Raw genomic sequence first — 15,837 nt, 5'->3', positions numbered from 1 at the left:
ATGGATACGCTCGCCCGCCTAGCCGCCACCATTGCCGCGCGCCGCGATGCGGACCCGGCGACCAGCTGGGTGGCGCGGCTCCACCAGCGCGGCCTGCCGGTGATCGCCCGAAAGTTCGGAGAGGAGGCGGTCGAGGCGGTGGTCGCGGCTGTGTCGGGAACGGATGGCGACCTCACCGCCGAGGCGGCCGATGTGTTGTTCCACCTCCTCGTCCTCATCGACGCGCGCGGCGTGACGCTGGCCGAGGTGCTGGCCGAGCTTGACCGGCGCGAAGGGGTCTCAGGGATCACCGAAAAAGCCGAACGGAGCGCGTAAATGCCGATTGACCCGACGCTGCCTTATGATGACAGCAATATCTTCGCGAAAATCCTGCGCGGCGAAATCCCCGCCAACCGGGTGTACGAGGATGAGTGGGCGATCGCCTTTCACGACATCAATCCGCAGGCCGAGGTGCACATTCTGGTCATCCCGCGCGGGCGCTATGTCAGCTGGGACGATTTTTCGGCCAACGCCCCGGCCGAGGAGATCGCCGGTTTCGTCCGCGCCGTGGGGCATGTTGCACGGGCGCACGGGCTGGTCGAACCCGGCTACCGGCTGCTTGCCAATATCGGCCGGCATGGCGGACAGGAGGTGCCCCATCTCCACGTCCATCTCTTCGGCGGGCAGTTCCTCGGGCCGATGATCGCGCGCTGACAGGCGCCGCCGGTCGTGCGCGGGCGGCACTTCGTCGAGCGCGGCGGTTGCACGCCGAGTCGCCGCTCGGCTAAGGCCCGCAGCGATGGCGCGCCACCCTGAACCCCCGACCGGACTGATCGATGGCACCGCCCACCTGTTCGCGGTGCGCGCCTATTATGAGGACACTGACCTTTCGGGCGTGGTCTATCACGCGAATTACCTTCGCTGGTTCGAACGCGCGCGGTCCGATTTCCTGCGCCTGCTCGGCGTCGATCAACGCGGCGCGGTCGAACAGGGCGAGGGCGCCTTTGCCGTGGCTAACCTGACAATCCGCTATCTCAAGCCCGCCCGGCTCGACGATGCGGTGCTGATCACCACCCATTGCACCCAATTGCGCGCGGCGAGCTGCCGGATGCACCAGCGCGCCGCCCGCGGCGACGAATTGCTCGCCGAAGCCAGCTTGCGCGTCGGCTTTGTCGCGCCCGATGGCCGGCCCCGGCGGATGCCGGCAGCCTGGCTCCCCGCCTTCCACCAGATCCTGCAACCGGAACCCGATTAATGACGCTTCTCACCCTCCTTGCCGCCGCGCCCAGCGCGCCGCAGCGGCTCGACCCGCTCGAACTGTTCCTGCAGGCCGACATCGTCGTGCAGGCAGTCATGGCCGGGCTGGTGCTGGCGAGCATCTGGACCTGGATGATCATCCTGTCCTTTTCGCTGCGCATGGCGCGACTCAAGCGTTCCGCGAAATCTTACGAGGACGAGTTCTGGACCACCGACGATTTCGACGCCTTCATGCGCGCCAAGGGCAAGGCCGACCTGCCCAGCGCGCGGGTGGCGGCGGCCGGCGTTGCCGAATGGCGCCATTCGACCGCGGCCAAGGTGATCGACCGCGAGGGCACGCGCCAACGGCTGGCAGGCGTAATGGAAAGCCAGATCGCTCACGAGGCCGACGAATTGTCGGACCGGCTGAATTTCCTGGCCACGGTCGGCGCGGTGGCCCCGTTTGTCGGCCTGTTCGGCACGGTCTGGGGGATCATGAACAGTTTCTTCCAGATCGGCGCGCAGGAAAATTCCTCGCTCGCGGTGGTCGCGCCGGGCATTTCCGAAGCGCTGTTCGCCACCGCCATCGGCCTGTTCGCGGCGATCCCGGCGGTCATTGCCTATAACCGCTTCAGCCACGCGGTGAACGCGTTCGAGGCGCGGCTACAACGCTTTGCCGACCGCTTCCACACCAGCCTCAGCCGCGAGCTGGAGCGCGGCTGATGGCAATGGGCATCGCCAGCGGCGGCGGCGGGCGGGGCGGGCGGCGGGGCCGCCGCGGCCGCACGCCGATGGCCGAGATCAACGTCACCCCGCTGGTCGATGTGATGCTGGTGCTGCTGATCATCTTCATGGTCACCGCTCCGCTGCTGACCGCCGGCGTGCCGATCGAGCTGCCCGACAGCAGCGCCAATGCATTGGGCGAGGAAAGCGAAAGCATCGCCGTGTCGATGGACGCCGCCGGGCAGATTTACGTGGGCGAGCAGGCGATCGCGCCAGGCGGTTTCGCCAATGCGGTCGCGGGCATGGGCTGCGGCGGCGACGTTGCCCGCAGCATCGAGTTGCGCGCGGACCGGGCGCTCGATTACGGGCGGGTGATGGCGGTGATGGGCGAGCTCAACCGCGGCGGCTGCAACGCGATCGCGCTGGTCACCAACAGTTCAGTGACGGCACCATAGGGCCGGGCAGATGAGGGTGGGGACCATCAGGCGCGACGAACGCCTCGGCCTGGGGCTGGCGCTGGCGCTGCACGCGGCGCTCCTGGGCGCGCTGCTGCTGCAGCCCGAACCGGAACGCGTCGTGCCGCCGCCGCCCGAGCGGATGGTGGTGAACCTCGCCACCGAAGCCGATCTTGCCAGCACAGCCCCCGATCCGGTCAGCGAAAGCCGCATGGCCGAGGCGCCGACACCGGGCGAAGCGCCGCCTGCGGCGGCCGAACCGGAACCCGCGCCGGAGCCTGCTCCCCAGCCGGCCCCGCCGCCAGAACCCCACCCGGTGGTCCGCCCGGAGCCGGCGCCGCGACCTTCGCCCACTGCCAGCGCGCGGCCGTCTCCCCGCCCGACGACCCGCCCGACCGCCCGGCCGACGGCACGCCCGACCCCGCGCCCCGCGCCTCAACCCACGACACGGCCCTCGTCCCGGCCGACCAGCCGCGCGAGCGCCGCGCCGGCGCCGCGTTCGACCCCAACAACGAGGCCCGCAGCCACCGCGTCGCGCGCGCCTGCCACCACCCGCCCGGCCACCGCGGCGTCCGCCCGCCCCGCCGCTGCGGCATCAGGCCGCCCGGCCGCGCGAGCCAGCGCCGCACCGGCACGCGCAACCGGCGGCAGCCGCATCGGCGACGATTTCCTCGCCGGCGCGGGCAGCAGCACCACAAGCCGCGAAACCCGCACCCCCGCCGCGCAAATCGGCGCCAGCGCGCGCGCAGCGCTGTCGGCGCAGATCACCCGCGAATTGCGTCCCCACTGGGCCGCGCCGCAGGGCGCCGATGCCGAACAATTGGTGACGGTGCTGGCCTTCAACCTCAATCCCGACGGCAGCCTCGCCGGCCGACCGCGCGTGGTCAGCCAGTCGGGCGTGACCCCGGCGAACGAGGCGCAAAAGGCGCTCCATGCCGAGCGCGCGATCCGGGCGGTGCAGCTGGCGGCTCCGTTCGACTTGCCCGAAGAACATTACGAAGCATGGCGGCGGATTACCTCTTTCCGGTTCGACAGAAGGTTGTGACGATGATGAAGACCCTGCTCCTCCTCGGTGCAGCGCTGATGGCGCTCCCGGCCATTGCCGCCGCGCAAGACCTCGGCGCGCCGCCGCCCGCGACCGGCGCGGTCGAGACGGTGGAGGAGGAAGGCGGCCTCACCGGCACCGTGTCCGACGAGAGCGAATGGCAGGATCTCGGCATTGCCATTCCCTCTTTCGCCACCGACCGCGATGCGCCGACCGCCGCCAACAGTGCCGGCACCGCCGCGCTCGGCCGCGCGCTGGCCGGCGTGGTCTATGACAATCTGCGGAATAACGGGCTGTTCAAGCCCACCGGACCCGACGGTCTGCCGCGCCCGGCCTATGGCGAGATTACCGCACCGGCCTGGGGCATCTGGGGCGGTCGTGGGGCTGAAATGCTGGTCCAGGGCTATGTCCGCGCCGGGGCGGACGGGCGGCTGACGGTGGGCTGCTATCTCTATGACGTGTCGCTGCAAAACGAACTCGCCCGCGCCGGTTGGGTGGTGCAGCCGGCCGACTGGCGCCGTGCCGCGCATCGCTGCGCCGACCTCGTCTATTCGCGCCTGTCGGGCGAGAACCCGTTCTTCGACAGCCGGATCGCCTACATCGCCGAAACCGGGCCCAAGAACGCGCGCGTCAAGCGGCTGGCGATCATGGATTCGGATGGCGCCAATCACCGCTTCATCACGCTGGGCGGATCGACCGCGCTGACCCCCCGCTATTCGCCCGACTATCAGCGGCTGCTCTATCTATCCTATGTCGACGGCAATCCGCGGATCTATGTCTATGATATCGGCACCGGCCGGCAGACGCTGGTGAGCCAGAGCCGCAACCCGACCTTCGCCCCGCGCTGGAGCCCGGACGGGCGCCACATCCTCTATTCGATGGCGGTGAACGGCAATACCGACATCTACCGCGTGCCGGCCACCGGCGGGCAGAGCGTGCGGCTGACCGATAATCCGGGGATCGACATTGGCGGCTCGTACTCGCCCGATGGCAGCCAGATCGTGTTCGAAAGCGACCGTTCGGGCAGCCAGCAGATTTACGTGATGGATGCTGATGGGGGCAACCAGCGGCGGATCAGCTTCGGTGCAGGCCGCGCGGCGACGCCCGAATGGAGCCCGCGCGGCGACCAGATCGCCTTTACCCATATGGGCGGCAATTTCCGCATCGCGGTGATGAGCCCCAGCGGGCAGAATGTCCGCTTCCTGACCGATAGCTGGCAGGACGAAGCGCCGACCTGGTCGCCCAATGGCCGGATCGTCCAGTTCTTCCGCACCGAACGCGGCAGCGGCCGCACCGGGCTTTATCAGGTGGATCTGACCGGCCGCAACGAACGACGCCTGCCGACGCCGGCTGATGCGTCCGACCCTGCCTGGGGTCCCGTATTGCCATGAACGTGGTGCCCGGGAGGCGCCGCGTAAACGATTTCGACAAGGAGAGTGAGATGACCCCCCCGACCCCCCGCCAGATCGCGCTCGGCGCGCTAGTTGCCGCTTCGCTGGGCCTTGGCGCCTGCGCCAAGCGTGCCCCCGAAAGCCTGCCGCCCGAACCCGGCGCCAGCACGGTAACTGACGGCGCGGGCGCGACCGACCCCTATGCCACCGGAGCGGGCGGGGCGGCGGTGCCGGGCACGCAGGCGCATTTCGAAACGGCGGTGAACGGGCAGAACACGATCTATTTCGACACCGACCGCTACAATATCGACAGCGTCGATGCTGCCGCGCTGCAGGTGCAGGCGCAATATCTGGCGCAATATCCCAACCTCACCATCACCGTCGAAGGCCATGCCGACGAACGCGGCACGCGCGAATACAACCTCGCGCTGGGCGAACGGCGCGCCAATGCGGCGAAGAACTATCTGCAGTCGGTGGGCGTTGCGGCCAACCGGGTGCAGACCGTCAGCTATGGCAAGGAGCGCCCGGTGGCGCTGGGCAGCGACGAAGGCGCATGGGCGCGCAACCGGCGCGCCGTCAGCGTGGTGGTGAACTGATGCGGGCGGGCGTCTAGCGGATGATCGCGCTTGGCGCCCAATTGCCCAAGGGGTTGGTCGAGCCCTGATGACCAGCGCCGGGCATGGCCGATGGCGTGCCAGCGAGCACCAATGCCGCCATGGCAAGTACGCTGAATGCGGCACTAATGGCTAGCTGACGGCTCATCACGCAGGTCCAATAAGGGGCAGTGGTTACCGCCATGTTGCAGTGCAACGATAACCGCGCAATTCGGTTTCGACCTACAACCTGTTTTTATCGACCATTGGTGGCGCCAGGGGCACTAGCGCTCTACATTGCGGTGATGCTCACCCCCGTGATCTTGTCACAATGACCGCCCGCCGTTCGAGTGACTGGGGCTTCCCGCGCTGGCGCGGCTACGGCTCGACGCGCGAGGCAACGACCGTGCGCCTGTGTGACCGGCACGGCTGCGAGGAGCGTGGTGACTGCCCTGCGCCCAAGGCGCCCAACAGCCCCGAACGGTGGTATTTCTGCCAGCGCCATGCGGCCGAATACAATGCGCGGTGGGATTATTTCGAAGGGCTGGAGAAGGCCGAGCGCGAGGAACGCACCCGCACCGAAAAGCGCGATGCTGGCGCCTATGCCGAGGCGCAACATTATGGCTGGGCGGCGAGCGGCGACGGCAGCCGCAGCGCCGACGAGGTCCGCGCGCTCGAGGTGCTGGGCCTGACCCCGGACGCCGATTTTCCCGCCGTCAAACGCGCTTGGCGCGAACTGGCCAAGGCCGTCCACCCCGACGTGCGCCCCGGCGACACGGCTGCGGCGGCAGAATTCCACAAGCTGCAACTCGCCTACGAGGTGCTCCGCGCGGCGGAAGAACGTCGGGAATGGCGGGGGTGAAAGGGCTGTAGCTTGTCGAAAGGCAGTTCTTCGACAAGCTCAGCACGAGCGGGGTTGGGTGGCGCGATGCCATTCGCCCCAGCCCAAACCCTTTCCTCAAACCGCCTCCAGCGCTTGTTCGAAATCGGCGATCAGATCGTCGGCGTCTTCGATGCCGATACTGATGCGCACGAGGTTGTCGCTGATGCCAAGTTCTGCCTTGCGCGCATCGGGGACGGAGAGGTGCGTCATGCTGGCCGGGTGGCTGGCGAGCGTTTCCGTGCCGCCGAGGCTGACGGCGAGCTTGGCGATCCTGAGCGCGTCGAGGAAGCGGAAGCATTCGGCCTCGCCCCCCTTCAGCAGCAGCGAGAACGTGCTGCCCGCGCCCTTGCAATGGCGGCGATAGATGTCCTGCTGGCACGGATCGCTGATCATGCCGAGATAGCCAAGGCCCGCCACCTTGGGATGGCCTTGCAGCCAGGCGCAAACCTTGGCCGCGTTCTCTCCCGCGCGCTGCATCCGCAATTCGACCGTCTCGAGGCTGCGCAGCAGCATCCAGGCGGTGTTGGGATCGCAGATTCCGCCCATCGTGTTGCGCAACATCCGCACCGGGGTCATCCAGCGGGTCGCGCCGGCGATGCTGCCCGCAACGAGATCGGAGTGGCCGCCGACATATTTGGTCAGCGAGTAGACCACGATATCCGCCCCCTGATCGAGCGGACGAGCCCACAGCGGGCCGAGAAAGGTGTTATCGATCGCAATCGGGCAGTCGGGATCGAGCACGTCATCGCGCGCGGCCTTGACCGCCTCGACATCGACCAGCGCGTTGGTCGGATTGGCGGGGCTTTCGAGATAGATCATCGCCACCTTGCCGCCCGCTTCGGCGGCCATCGCCTTGGCCTGTTCGAGCACGGTGGCGATTTCCTCGCGCGCGGCGCCGGCGGGGAAATCGAGATAGCGGATGCCGAATTTCGATAGCCATTTGGCAACGAAGCCTTCCGATGCAGCATAGAGCGGGCCGGAATGGACGATCACGTCACCCTGGCTGCAATAGGTCAGCATCAGCACGCAGATCGCGGTCATCCCGCTCGAGAAGCTGAGCGCGCTTTCCGCTCCGTCCCAGATTGCCAGCCGGTCCTCGAGGATTTCCTGATTGGGCGCGTTGAAGCGGGAATAGACGAGGCCGTCGGCGCCGCCGGGTCGCTTGCCGGTGATGCCTTCGAAATGGCGCTTGCCCTCGGCCGCGCTGGGGAAGGCAAAGGTGCTGGTGAGGAAGATCGGCGGCTTCAGGCTGCCTTCGGACAGGGTCGGGTCGAATCCGTGGCCCATCATCAGCGTGGCGGGTTTCAGCGGGCGGCCATTGATCGTGGTGGATTTGCCCATCGGGAGGGGCTCCTTCCTCGTGCAAAGCTCCCAGGAAGGCGGGAGCCGGTGGCCGACCGGGGCGCCCGTTCCTAACCTCCGCAGGAACGCTTCTCCACCGGCAGGCGTGCGCCCACGCGTCTAGTCGGGCGGGGCCGCGCTTTCAACCGGCCGCGGCGATCATCCACACCATGGCGACAATCAGCGGCACGCCGATCAGGTCGAGCGCGAGCCCCGCGCGGACCATTGCGCCCAGCCGGATGCGCCCGGTCGCCCAGGCGATTGCGTTGGGCCCGGTCCCGGCGGGCAGCATGAAGCCCCAGCTCGCCGCGATTGCCGCCGGCATCGCCAGCAGGAGCGGATCGGCACCCAGCGCGACGGTGAGGCTGGCAACGACGGGCACGATCCCGGTGGCGGTGGCGACATTGCTGGCAAATTCGGTGATCAGCACGACCAGCGCCACCAGCGCCAATGCGACCAGCAGGAGGGGGGCGTGCTGCAAGGGCAGCAGGGATTGGCCGAGCCAGTCCGCCAGGCCCGACTTGCCCATCCCGGCGGCCAGCGCCAGCCCCGGCGAAGGGGAGGACCAGGAACGGCATCAGCGCCGTCGCAGTCAGCGGCAGCGCCTCGGTCATCCACCAGGTCGCCATCAGCACGACCAGCCCGGCGGTGATCAACGCTTCGCGGCTCTGGCCCGCGGGCACCGGCAGCACGCACGCCAGCGCCAGCGCAGCCGCGCCGAGGATGAAGCCGATCCGCCGTCCCTGCATACCCTCTCCTGCAGATGGTGCTAGCAGGCCGTTCAGTCTGGTGAAAGCGCGCGTGCGGCATCCAATCGTTCATGAAGAAGCCTATTTTCCTGACTGCGCTGGCCGCTTTGCTGGCGACCCCGATTGCCATTCCGGCGGCACTCCACGCAGCCGGGCCGGCGGCGGGGGAATGGGCTATCGGCCCGATCATTCGCGGGCGCAATTATTCGGTAAATATGCCGCTGACCATGAGCGAAGGGCGCGCCGGCCCAACCTTCACGTTCCCGGGGCCGACCCGCGCGGACGGCCATGTCCACTATGTCACCGCGCCGGTCCAGTCGCTCGAGGGCGCGCGGCGCATTACGCTGCGCTACCGAATCGACGCGGCGCCAGGCGTGCGCTTCGTCCAGCAGGAAACCGAGGCGCCCACCGGAACGCTATCGCTCTATTTCCAGCGCCGCGGTGACCGCTGGAGCGCACGGACGCCGCGCCATCGCTGGTATTCCCCTGCGGGCCGCGATGTGCCGCTGCGGCCCGGAACCCACACGGTCAGCATCAGCCTCGATGAACCGTGGATCGCGATGATGGGCGGCAACAACCGCGATTTTCCCAGCGAATTTCGCGCGGCTTTGGCCGAGGCCCATCAGGTGGGCTTCACCTTCGGCGGCGATAGCGGGCGAGGCCACGGCGTCTACGCCACCGGCCCCGCGCGCTTTACCGTGCTCGATTTCCGGATCGAATGAGGCGGCTGCGCCGGCCTATTTCGGCGCCAGCACCATCACCATCTGGCGCCCTTCAAGGCGCGGGAAGGATTCGACCTTCGCCACCTCGACCACATCGTCCTGAACGCGGCGCAGCAGGTTCATGCCGAGTTCCTGGTGCGCCATTTCGCGCCCACGAAAGCGGAGGGTGATCTTCACCTTGTCGCCTTCGCCGAGGAATTTGGTGACGTTGCGCATCTTCACATCATAATCATGCGTGTCGATGTTCGGACGCATCTTGATTTCCTTGATGTCCTGCGTCTTCTGCGTTTTGCGGGCGAGGTTCGCCTTCTTCTGCGCATCGTAGCGGTGCTTGCCGACATCGAGGAACTTGCACACCGGCGGGTCCGCGTTGGGGGACACTTCGACCAGATTGAGGCCAAGCCCGTTGGCCTGCTCGATCGCTTCGCGGGTGTACATCACGCCAAGGTTTTCGCCTTCGTGATCGATCACGCGGACCTTGTCGCTCTGAATGAGGTTATCGTAGCGCGGGCCGCTCTTGACGGGCGGCTGCAGCATGCGCCGGGGTGGACGGACTATGGGGTGTTCTCCTTGTGAAGCCTCTGGGAATCGCGCCCATCTAGGCGCGCGCCGGGCAAAGCGCAAACGGGCGGAGGGGATTTGCGGCGAACCAGTCCGGCTCTGTGCCCTCAGCAGCACAATTAGGGTCGGCAGGGACGGCGACCCTTGCCAGCGGCAGTTCGACCCGCGCCGGGTGAGCCGCGCGACCACGCTGGTGGTCTCGGCGCCGCCCGAGTGAGCGGTCAGGCGGCTTCCTGCCACACGGGGATGCGCGCCAGCCGCCCGGCGGCTGGCACGACCGCGTCGATCCGGCTGGCCGGTTGCAGCGCGCGCAGGATTGCCGGGTCGCCTGCATCCATCCCGCCCGTATAGGCGCCAAAGGCCGGCAGGATCATCCGCCCGCTACCCTGCCGGTGCGTCGAAATCACCGTGCAGGCGCGGCGGATCCGGCGCTGGCGCAGCATCAATTGCAGGCGCGGATGGTAATGGCCCGATATTTCGGCGCGCAATTCGCCCCGGCGTGCCTGATGGCGCAGCATGATCCCGCCCACCTCCAGCTCTTCCAGTTGGACCCCGCCACACTCTGTCTCGGCGCGCCTCCCATCCTTCGCCAGATCGTGATTGCCGGTGATCCACACCCAGTCCACCGCGCGGGTCAGCGCCGCCAGCATCCCGCAGGCATGGGGTTCGAGCCGGGCAGCGCCATCGGCATCGTGGAAATTGTCCCCCAACGTAATGACCCGCCGGGCGCCCGTCTCGCGGATCGCCAGCGCCACGCGTTCGAGGGTTTCACGGCTGTCATAAGGCGGAATGAATTGCCCGTGCCCGGCAAAGAAGCTGCCCTTTTCCAGATGCAGATCGGCGACCAGCAAGGCGCGTTCCCGCGGCCAGTAGAGCGCGTTGCCACGCGTCAGGGTGAATTCCTGAGCAGCGAACGAAAGGGGAACCATAGGTCGCTATTGCCCTTGTGCGCTGTGCTTGGCAAGGGGGCGGGCATGACCGACTGGACAGCCCCCGCCGCCGCCCGCGCGCAGGCCTGGTTCGAGACTTTGCGCGACCGGATCTGTGCCGAATTCGAGGCGATCGAGCGTGAAGCCGGCTCCGACGCCGCGTTCGATTATGCCCCATGGCAGCGCGAGGAGACGGGCAATCCCGACCCTGGGGGCGGCACGCGCGGGCTGATGAAGGGCCAGGTGTTCGAAAAGGTCGGGGTCAATGTTTCGACCGTGCGCGGCAATTTCGCGCCCGAATTTGCCGGCACGATCAACGGCGCCAGTGCCGAAGCGCCGGGTTTTGCCGCGACCGGGATCAGTCTGGTGGCGCACATGGCCAATCCGCACGTGCCGGCGGTGCACATGAACACCCGCTTCCTGACGACGGGCAAGGCGTGGTTCGGTGGCGGCGCCGATCTCAACCCGCCGATCCCTTATGCCGAGGATACGGAGGAGTTCCACGCGGCCTTCCGCGCGGCGTGCGCGGCCCATAATCCGACCTATTACGAGCGCTTCGCCAAATGGGCGGACGAATATTTCTTCATCCCCCATCGCGGCGTGCATCGCGGCGTGGGCGGGATATTCTACGATCACCTCGAATGCGATGACGAGGCGGCGTTCGAACGGCATTTCCACTTCACCCGCGATGTCGGCGAGGCGTTTCTGGCGGTGTTCCCCAGGTTGGTCCGCAGGCGGATGGCGCTGGACTGGACTGCGGCCGACAAGCAGGCGCAGCTCGAGTGGCGCGGCCGCTATGCCGAATTCAACCTGGTCTACGACCGCGGCACCTTGTTCGGCTTGAAGACCGGCGGCAATATCGACGCCATCTTGATGAGCCTGCCGCCCGAGGCGGTATGGACCTGACACGGCCCACCGGCCGATACGCACAATGAGAGGATTGCCCATGCGTCGCATCACTCTGGCGGTTGCCGCCCTGATGGCCACCAGTGCCTGTACCACGATGGCCGAGCACCCCGCTGGCCCGGCGATCGTCGCGCCGATCCTCACCACGCCTGATGCGCGCGACAGCTCGACCTATGCCCGCCCTGAAGAGGCGCGGGTGACGCATCTGGCGCTCGATCTCGCGCTCGATTTCGCGGCCCGGCGGGTTGGCGGGACGGCCGATCTGACCGTGCTCGCGCGGCCCGATATCCGCTCGGTCGTGCTCGATAGCGACGGGCTGCAGATCGCGCGGATCACCGATGCGGGCGGCAACGAACTGCCCTTCACGCTAGGCGCCGCTGCTGGCGAAAAGGGCGCGCCGCTCACCGTGGCGCTGCCGGCAGAGGGCACTCCCGCCGCCGATGGGCAGCGCTTCCATCGCCTGCGCATCCAGTACACCGCGCCGGCCTCCGCCAGCGCGCTGCAATGGCTCACCCCCGAACAAACCGCGGGCAAGCAGCATCCGTTCCTGTTCAGCCAGGGGCAGGCGATCCTCAACCGCAGCTGGATCCCGACACAGGACAGCCCGGGTATCCGCCAGACCTGGGAAGCGCGCATCACTGCGCCCGCGCCGCTCGACGTGGTGATGAGCGGCATCAGCCAGGGCGCGCCCGAGAATCTCGGCCATGGCCGCCGCGCATTCCGCTTCCGGATGGACCAGCCGGTCGCGCCCTATCTGATCGCGATTGCCGCCGGCGATATCGACTTTCGCGCCATCGGCCGCCGCACGGGCGTGTGGGCGGAGCCGGCCATGCTGGACCGCGCGCATTACGAGGTGGCCGATACCGAACGGATGGTCGAGGCGGCAGAGCGCCTTTACGGCCCCTACCGCTGGGGCCGCTACGACATGATCGTGCTGCCGCCGGCCTTCCCCTACGGGGGCATGGAAAACCCCGTAATGACGTTCCTTACGCCGACCTTCATCGCCGGCGACCGCAGTCTGACTGGCCTCGTCGCGCACGAGCTGGCGCATAGCTGGTCGGGCAATCTCGTCACCAATGCGGTGTGGGGCGACAGCTGGCTGAACGAAGGCGTCACATCCTATTTCGAGAGCCGCATTTCGGAAGAGATCTACGGCGAAAAGCGCGCCGTGCAGGAGGCGCTGCTGTCGATGACGGAGATCGATAATGCGCTCGCCGAGGTCGGCGCCAACGCGCCCGGCACCGCGTTGCACCAGCCCGACGGGGTCGAGAGCGCGGGGTCAGGCATCATCTATGACAAGGGCGCGGCCTTTCTGCGGACATTGGAACATGGTGTCGGGCGCCAGCGGTTCGATGCCTGGCTGCGCCAGTGGTTCGACAAGCACGCCTTCCAGCCGGCCACCTCGCGGATGATCTACGAAGATATGCGCGCCAATCTGGTCCGCAGCCCGGCCGAGGCGGAGCAGCTGATGATCCGCCAATGGATTTACGAGCCGGGCCTGCCGGCCAATGTCTATCGCCCCGATGCCAGCGCCTTTGCCGCAGTCGACAATGCGGCGCATGCCTATGCCGCGACCCGCTCGCTCGACGCAGCGGCATGGGCCGGGTGGAGCAGCGCCGAGCGCCAGCGGTTCCTCCAGCGTCTGCCTGCCGGGCTCGCTGCCGCCGATCTCGCGCGGCTCGACGAGACGCTGGGCCTGTCGCGCAGCGGCAACAATGAAGAGCTCTTCCTGTGGCTCAATACCGCGCTCAAGAACCGGTATGAGCCCGCCGTGCCGCAGGCTGAACGATTCCTCGGCAGTGTCGGGCGCACCAAGTTCGTCCGGCCGCTATTCGCGACGCTGATGGGGCAAGGCGCCTGGGGCCAGGTGATCGCCCGGCGAATTTATGCCCGGACGCGGCCCAGCTATCATGCGGTGACACAGAGCGCGGTTGACCGGATTGTTCGGCCGGCGGGTTGATAAACCGTAACCCCGAGGCGGTGACGGAACTCAAAGCTTGGCCGCGCGCTTCAATCCGGTCGCATCCTGCGGCCGGGGGAGCGCATCATGTTTCTGTTCTTCAATAATCGCTGGGGCTGCCTGACCTCGCTGGTGGTGTCGCTCGGCGGGACGCTGCTGGTGCTGTTTTTAATGGGCCTGCTTAATCGCTGAGCCGCTAAGGCGCGCTTTCCCCTTGCGGACAGGCGCCGCTGCCCGCAAACCACTGGCGATGCTGCGCCAATACGAACTCGTGGAACGGGTCCAGAGCTACGATCCGAACGCTGACGAGGCGATGCTCAACCGCGCGTATGTCTATACGGTGCAGAAGCACGGCACGCAGAAGCGCGCCAGCGGCGACCCCTATTTTAGCCATCCGGTCGAAGTGGCCGGGTTGATGACCGACCTGAAGCTCGATCAGGATACGATCATCACCGCGCTACTCCACGACACGGTCGAGGATACGCTGGCGACGATCGGCGAGGTCGAGGAACTGTTCGGCGGCGATGTCGCGCGACTGGTCGACGGCGTGACCAAGCTCAGCAAGATCGAAGCGATGCCCGAAAACGAGCGGGCAGCCGAAAATCTGCGCAAATTCCTCCTCGCGATGAGCGAGGACATCCGCGTCCTGCTGGTCAAACTGGGCGACCGGCTGCACAATATGCGGACGCTGCACTACATCAAGTCGCCCGAAAAGCGCGCCCGGATCGCTCGCGAGACGATGGATATCTACGCCCCCCTGGCCGAGCGTGTGGGGATGTACGAATATATGCGCGAGATGCAGGCGCTTGCCTTCGAGCAGCTCGAGCCCGAAGCTTACGGCACCATCACCGGCCGGCTCGAGCAAATCCGCAGCCAGGATGGCGGACAGGTCGATGCGATCGCGTTGGCTATCAAGCAGGCGCTGGCCGAAGCCGGGCTGAAGGTTGAAGTCGTCGGGCGCGAGAAGCACCCCTATTCGATCTGGAAGAAGATGGCCGAACGCCATGTCAGCTTCGAACAGATCACCGACATCATGGCCTTCCGCGTGATCGCCGAGAGCGACGATGATTGTTACCGCGCGCTGGGCGTGCTGCACCGGACGTGGCAGTTCATCCCCGGCCGGTTCAAGGATTATGTCTCCACCCCCAAGACCAATGGCTACCGCTCGCTGCATACGGCGCTGATCTATGAAAACTCGATGCGGGTGGAGGTGCAGATCCGCACCCGCGACATGCACCAGACCAACGAATACGGCCTCGCCGCGCATTGGGCCTACAAGCAGGGCGATCGGCCCGACGGGCAGGTCGGCTGGCTGCGCGATCTGATCGAGATCGTCGATGCGAGCCACGATGCCGAGGAACTGCTCGAACATACCCGGCTGGCGATTTATCAGGATCGCATCTTCGCCTTCACCCCAAAGGGCGCTCTGTTCCAATTGCCCAAGGGTTCGACGCCGGTGGATTTCGCCTTCGCCGTCCATACCGATCTCGGCGCGCAGACGGTGGGGGCCAAGATCAACGGGCGCCATATGCCGCTGCGGACGGTGCTGCACAACGGCGACGTGGTGGAGATCATCAAGGGCAAGGCGGCCGAGCCGCAGCTGTCGTGGCTGGGCTTTGTCGTCACCGGCAAGGCGCGCGCCTCGATCCGCCGCGCGGTGCGCCAGAAGGAACGGTCCGAGGTCGCCGAACTCGGCACGTTGATGTTCGAGGAGATTGCCGGACGGCTGCCGACCAAGATCGGCAAGAAGGCTATCCGCGAGGCGGTCAAGCGGCTCGGCCTCGACGATGCGGAGGAACTGATGTATGCCATCGGCGCCGCCCAGCTTGACGACCGTGAAGTGATGGAGGCGCTCGTCCCCGGCTCTACCGCGCAGCTGCCCGACGAGCCCGACTGGCCGCGGCAGGAACGCGCCATCTCGATCGTCGGCCTGACCCCGGGGGTCGGGTTCCAGCTCGCCCAATGCTGCCACCCGGTGCCGGGCGACCGCATTGTCGGCATCCGCAAGCCCGGCGAAGGGGTGGAGGTCCACGCGATCGACTGCCTGACGCTTGCCAGCGGGATCGATCACGACTGGCTCGACCTCTCATGGGGGAAGCGCAGTCAGGGTGCGATCGGGCGGGTGCGCGCGACGCTGTATGACCGGCCGGGAACTTTGGCCGAACTCGCCGGCATCTTCGCCAAGAACCTCGCCAACGTGATGCACATCGCGCAGACCCAGCACGATCCGCCGTTCCAGGTTTATGAAGTCGATCTGGAGGTGCAGGACGTAGCCCACCTGACCCGCGTGCTGAGCGCGCTGAGGGCGAGCGACGCGATTACGCAGGCGGAGCGGATCTAGTCTCGTTCCACAGGCGACCGCTG

17 protein-coding genes and 1 pseudogene are annotated in these 15,837 nt (G+C 67.2%); 13 read left to right on the top strand and 5 right to left on the bottom strand.

Going from position 1 to position 15,837, the window contains the following annotated elements; genetic code table 11:
• The 8 genes from ILT46_RS07410 to pal all read left to right on the top strand — a co-directional run bounded on the left by ILT46_RS07410 (position 1) and on the right by pal (position 5,425).
• Positions 1-315, top strand: a complete 315-nt coding sequence (locus tag ILT46_RS07410) for a phosphoribosyl-ATP diphosphatase (protein WP_199503999.1) — start codon at positions 1-3, stop codon at positions 313-315.
• The gene (locus ILT46_RS07405) at positions 316-693 is read left to right on the top strand and encodes a histidine triad nucleotide-binding protein (protein WP_199503998.1); all 378 of its coding nucleotides are present in this window, start codon (positions 316-318) and stop codon (positions 691-693) included.
• A gap of 85 nt (positions 694-778) precedes the next feature.
• Positions 779-1,234: a YbgC/FadM family acyl-CoA thioesterase gene (locus ILT46_RS07400; RefSeq protein ID WP_199503997.1), complete on the top strand. Its 456-nt coding sequence runs from the start codon at positions 779-781 to the stop codon at positions 1,232-1,234.
• Positions 1,234-1,938 carry a protein TolQ gene (tolQ, locus tag ILT46_RS07395; protein WP_199503996.1) on the top strand — a complete coding sequence of 235 codons (705 nt, stop codon included), beginning with the start codon at positions 1,234-1,236 and terminating at the stop codon, positions 1,936-1,938. The genes ILT46_RS07400 and tolQ overlap by 1 nt, the downstream gene beginning before the upstream one ends.
• Positions 1,938-2,393 carry an ExbD/TolR family protein gene (locus ILT46_RS07390; RefSeq protein ID WP_199503995.1) on the top strand — a complete coding sequence of 152 codons (456 nt, stop codon included), beginning with the start codon at positions 1,938-1,940 and terminating at the stop codon, positions 2,391-2,393. Before tolQ ends, ILT46_RS07390 begins: the two co-directional genes overlap by 1 nt.
• A 10-nt stretch (positions 2,394-2,403) precedes the next feature.
• The gene (locus ILT46_RS07385) at positions 2,404-3,438 is read left to right on the top strand and encodes a TonB C-terminal domain-containing protein (protein ID WP_199503994.1); all 1,035 of its coding nucleotides are present in this window, start codon (positions 2,404-2,406) and stop codon (positions 3,436-3,438) included.
• A 5-nt stretch (positions 3,439-3,443) separates the two neighbouring features.
• Positions 3,444-4,829, top strand: a complete 1,386-nt coding sequence (gene tolB, locus ILT46_RS07380) for a Tol-Pal system beta propeller repeat protein TolB (RefSeq protein ID WP_199504134.1) — start codon at positions 3,444-3,446, stop codon at positions 4,827-4,829.
• 50 nt (positions 4,830-4,879) lie between these two features.
• Positions 4,880-5,425: a peptidoglycan-associated lipoprotein Pal gene (gene pal / locus ILT46_RS07375; protein WP_199503993.1), complete on the top strand. Its 546-nt coding sequence runs from the start codon at positions 4,880-4,882 to the stop codon at positions 5,423-5,425.
• 13 nt (positions 5,426-5,438) lie between these two features.
• Here the strand turns inward: pal and ILT46_RS07370 are convergent, their stop codons facing one another.
• On the bottom strand, positions 5,439-5,591 hold the full coding sequence (locus ILT46_RS07370) for a hypothetical protein (RefSeq protein WP_199503992.1): 153 nt from the start codon (positions 5,589-5,591) through the stop codon (positions 5,439-5,441).
• 162 nt (positions 5,592-5,753) lie between these two features.
• Here ILT46_RS07370 and ILT46_RS07365 point away from each other — a divergent pair, with 162 nt between their 5' ends.
• Positions 5,754-6,284, top strand: coding sequence for a J domain-containing protein (locus ILT46_RS07365; RefSeq protein ID WP_199503991.1), 531 nt, complete (start codon positions 5,754-5,756; stop codon positions 6,282-6,284).
• 96 nt (positions 6,285-6,380) lie between these two features.
• Here ILT46_RS07365 and ILT46_RS07360 read toward each other — a convergent pair whose 3' ends face one another.
• Together ILT46_RS07360 and ILT46_RS07355 are read right to left on the bottom strand one after the other, a co-directional pair.
• Positions 6,381-7,646, bottom strand: a complete 1,266-nt coding sequence (locus ILT46_RS07360; RefSeq protein ID WP_199503990.1) for a cystathionine gamma-synthase family protein — start codon at positions 7,644-7,646, stop codon at positions 6,381-6,383.
• A gap of 142 nt (positions 7,647-7,788) precedes the next feature.
• Positions 7,789-8,196: pseudogene (locus tag ILT46_RS07355) on the bottom strand (SLC13 family permease); the annotation flags it as partial.
• 270 nt (positions 8,197-8,466) lie between these two features.
• Here ILT46_RS07355 and ILT46_RS07350 point away from each other — a divergent pair.
• Positions 8,467-9,117, top strand: coding sequence for a hypothetical protein (locus ILT46_RS07350; protein ID WP_199503988.1), 651 nt, complete (start codon positions 8,467-8,469; stop codon positions 9,115-9,117).
• A gap of 15 nt (positions 9,118-9,132) precedes the next feature.
• On the opposite strand, the gene infC is transcribed toward ILT46_RS07350, so the two are convergent.
• Both infC and pdeM read right to left on the bottom strand, forming a co-directional pair.
• Entirely contained in the window at positions 9,133-9,654 is a 522-nt protein-coding gene (gene infC, locus ILT46_RS07345; RefSeq protein WP_199503987.1) for a translation initiation factor IF-3, read from the bottom strand.
• A gap of 245 nt (positions 9,655-9,899) precedes the next feature.
• Positions 9,900-10,607: a ligase-associated DNA damage response endonuclease PdeM gene (pdeM, locus tag ILT46_RS07340; protein WP_199503986.1), complete on the bottom strand. Its 708-nt coding sequence runs from the start codon at positions 10,605-10,607 to the stop codon at positions 9,900-9,902.
• Positions 10,608-10,652: 45 nt separating this feature from the next.
• On the opposite strand from pdeM, the gene hemF reads away from it, so the two are divergent.
• The 3 genes from hemF (at position 10,653) to ILT46_RS07325 (ending at position 15,814) form a co-directional block, all read left to right on the top strand.
• Complete coding sequence (hemF, locus tag ILT46_RS07335) at positions 10,653-11,513, top strand: oxygen-dependent coproporphyrinogen oxidase (RefSeq protein ID WP_199503985.1); 861 nt, start codon at positions 10,653-10,655, stop codon at positions 11,511-11,513.
• A 40-nt stretch (positions 11,514-11,553) separates the two neighbouring features.
• Complete coding sequence (locus ILT46_RS07330) at positions 11,554-13,473, top strand: M1 family metallopeptidase (protein WP_199503984.1); 1,920 nt, start codon at positions 11,554-11,556, stop codon at positions 13,471-13,473.
• A gap of 250 nt (positions 13,474-13,723) precedes the next feature.
• Positions 13,724-15,814: a RelA/SpoT family protein gene (locus ILT46_RS07325; protein WP_199503983.1), complete on the top strand. Its 2,091-nt coding sequence runs from the start codon at positions 13,724-13,726 to the stop codon at positions 15,812-15,814.
• Positions 15,815-15,837: the final 23 nt, after the last annotated feature.

Origin of the sequence: Qipengyuania sp. YIM B01966 (assembly GCF_016461955.1) — a bacterium.
GTDB lineage: Bacteria > Pseudomonadota > Alphaproteobacteria > Sphingomonadales > Sphingomonadaceae > QFOP01.
Note: the sequence above shows the minus strand (reverse complement) of the source record. Positions and strands in the feature narration are given on the sequence as shown.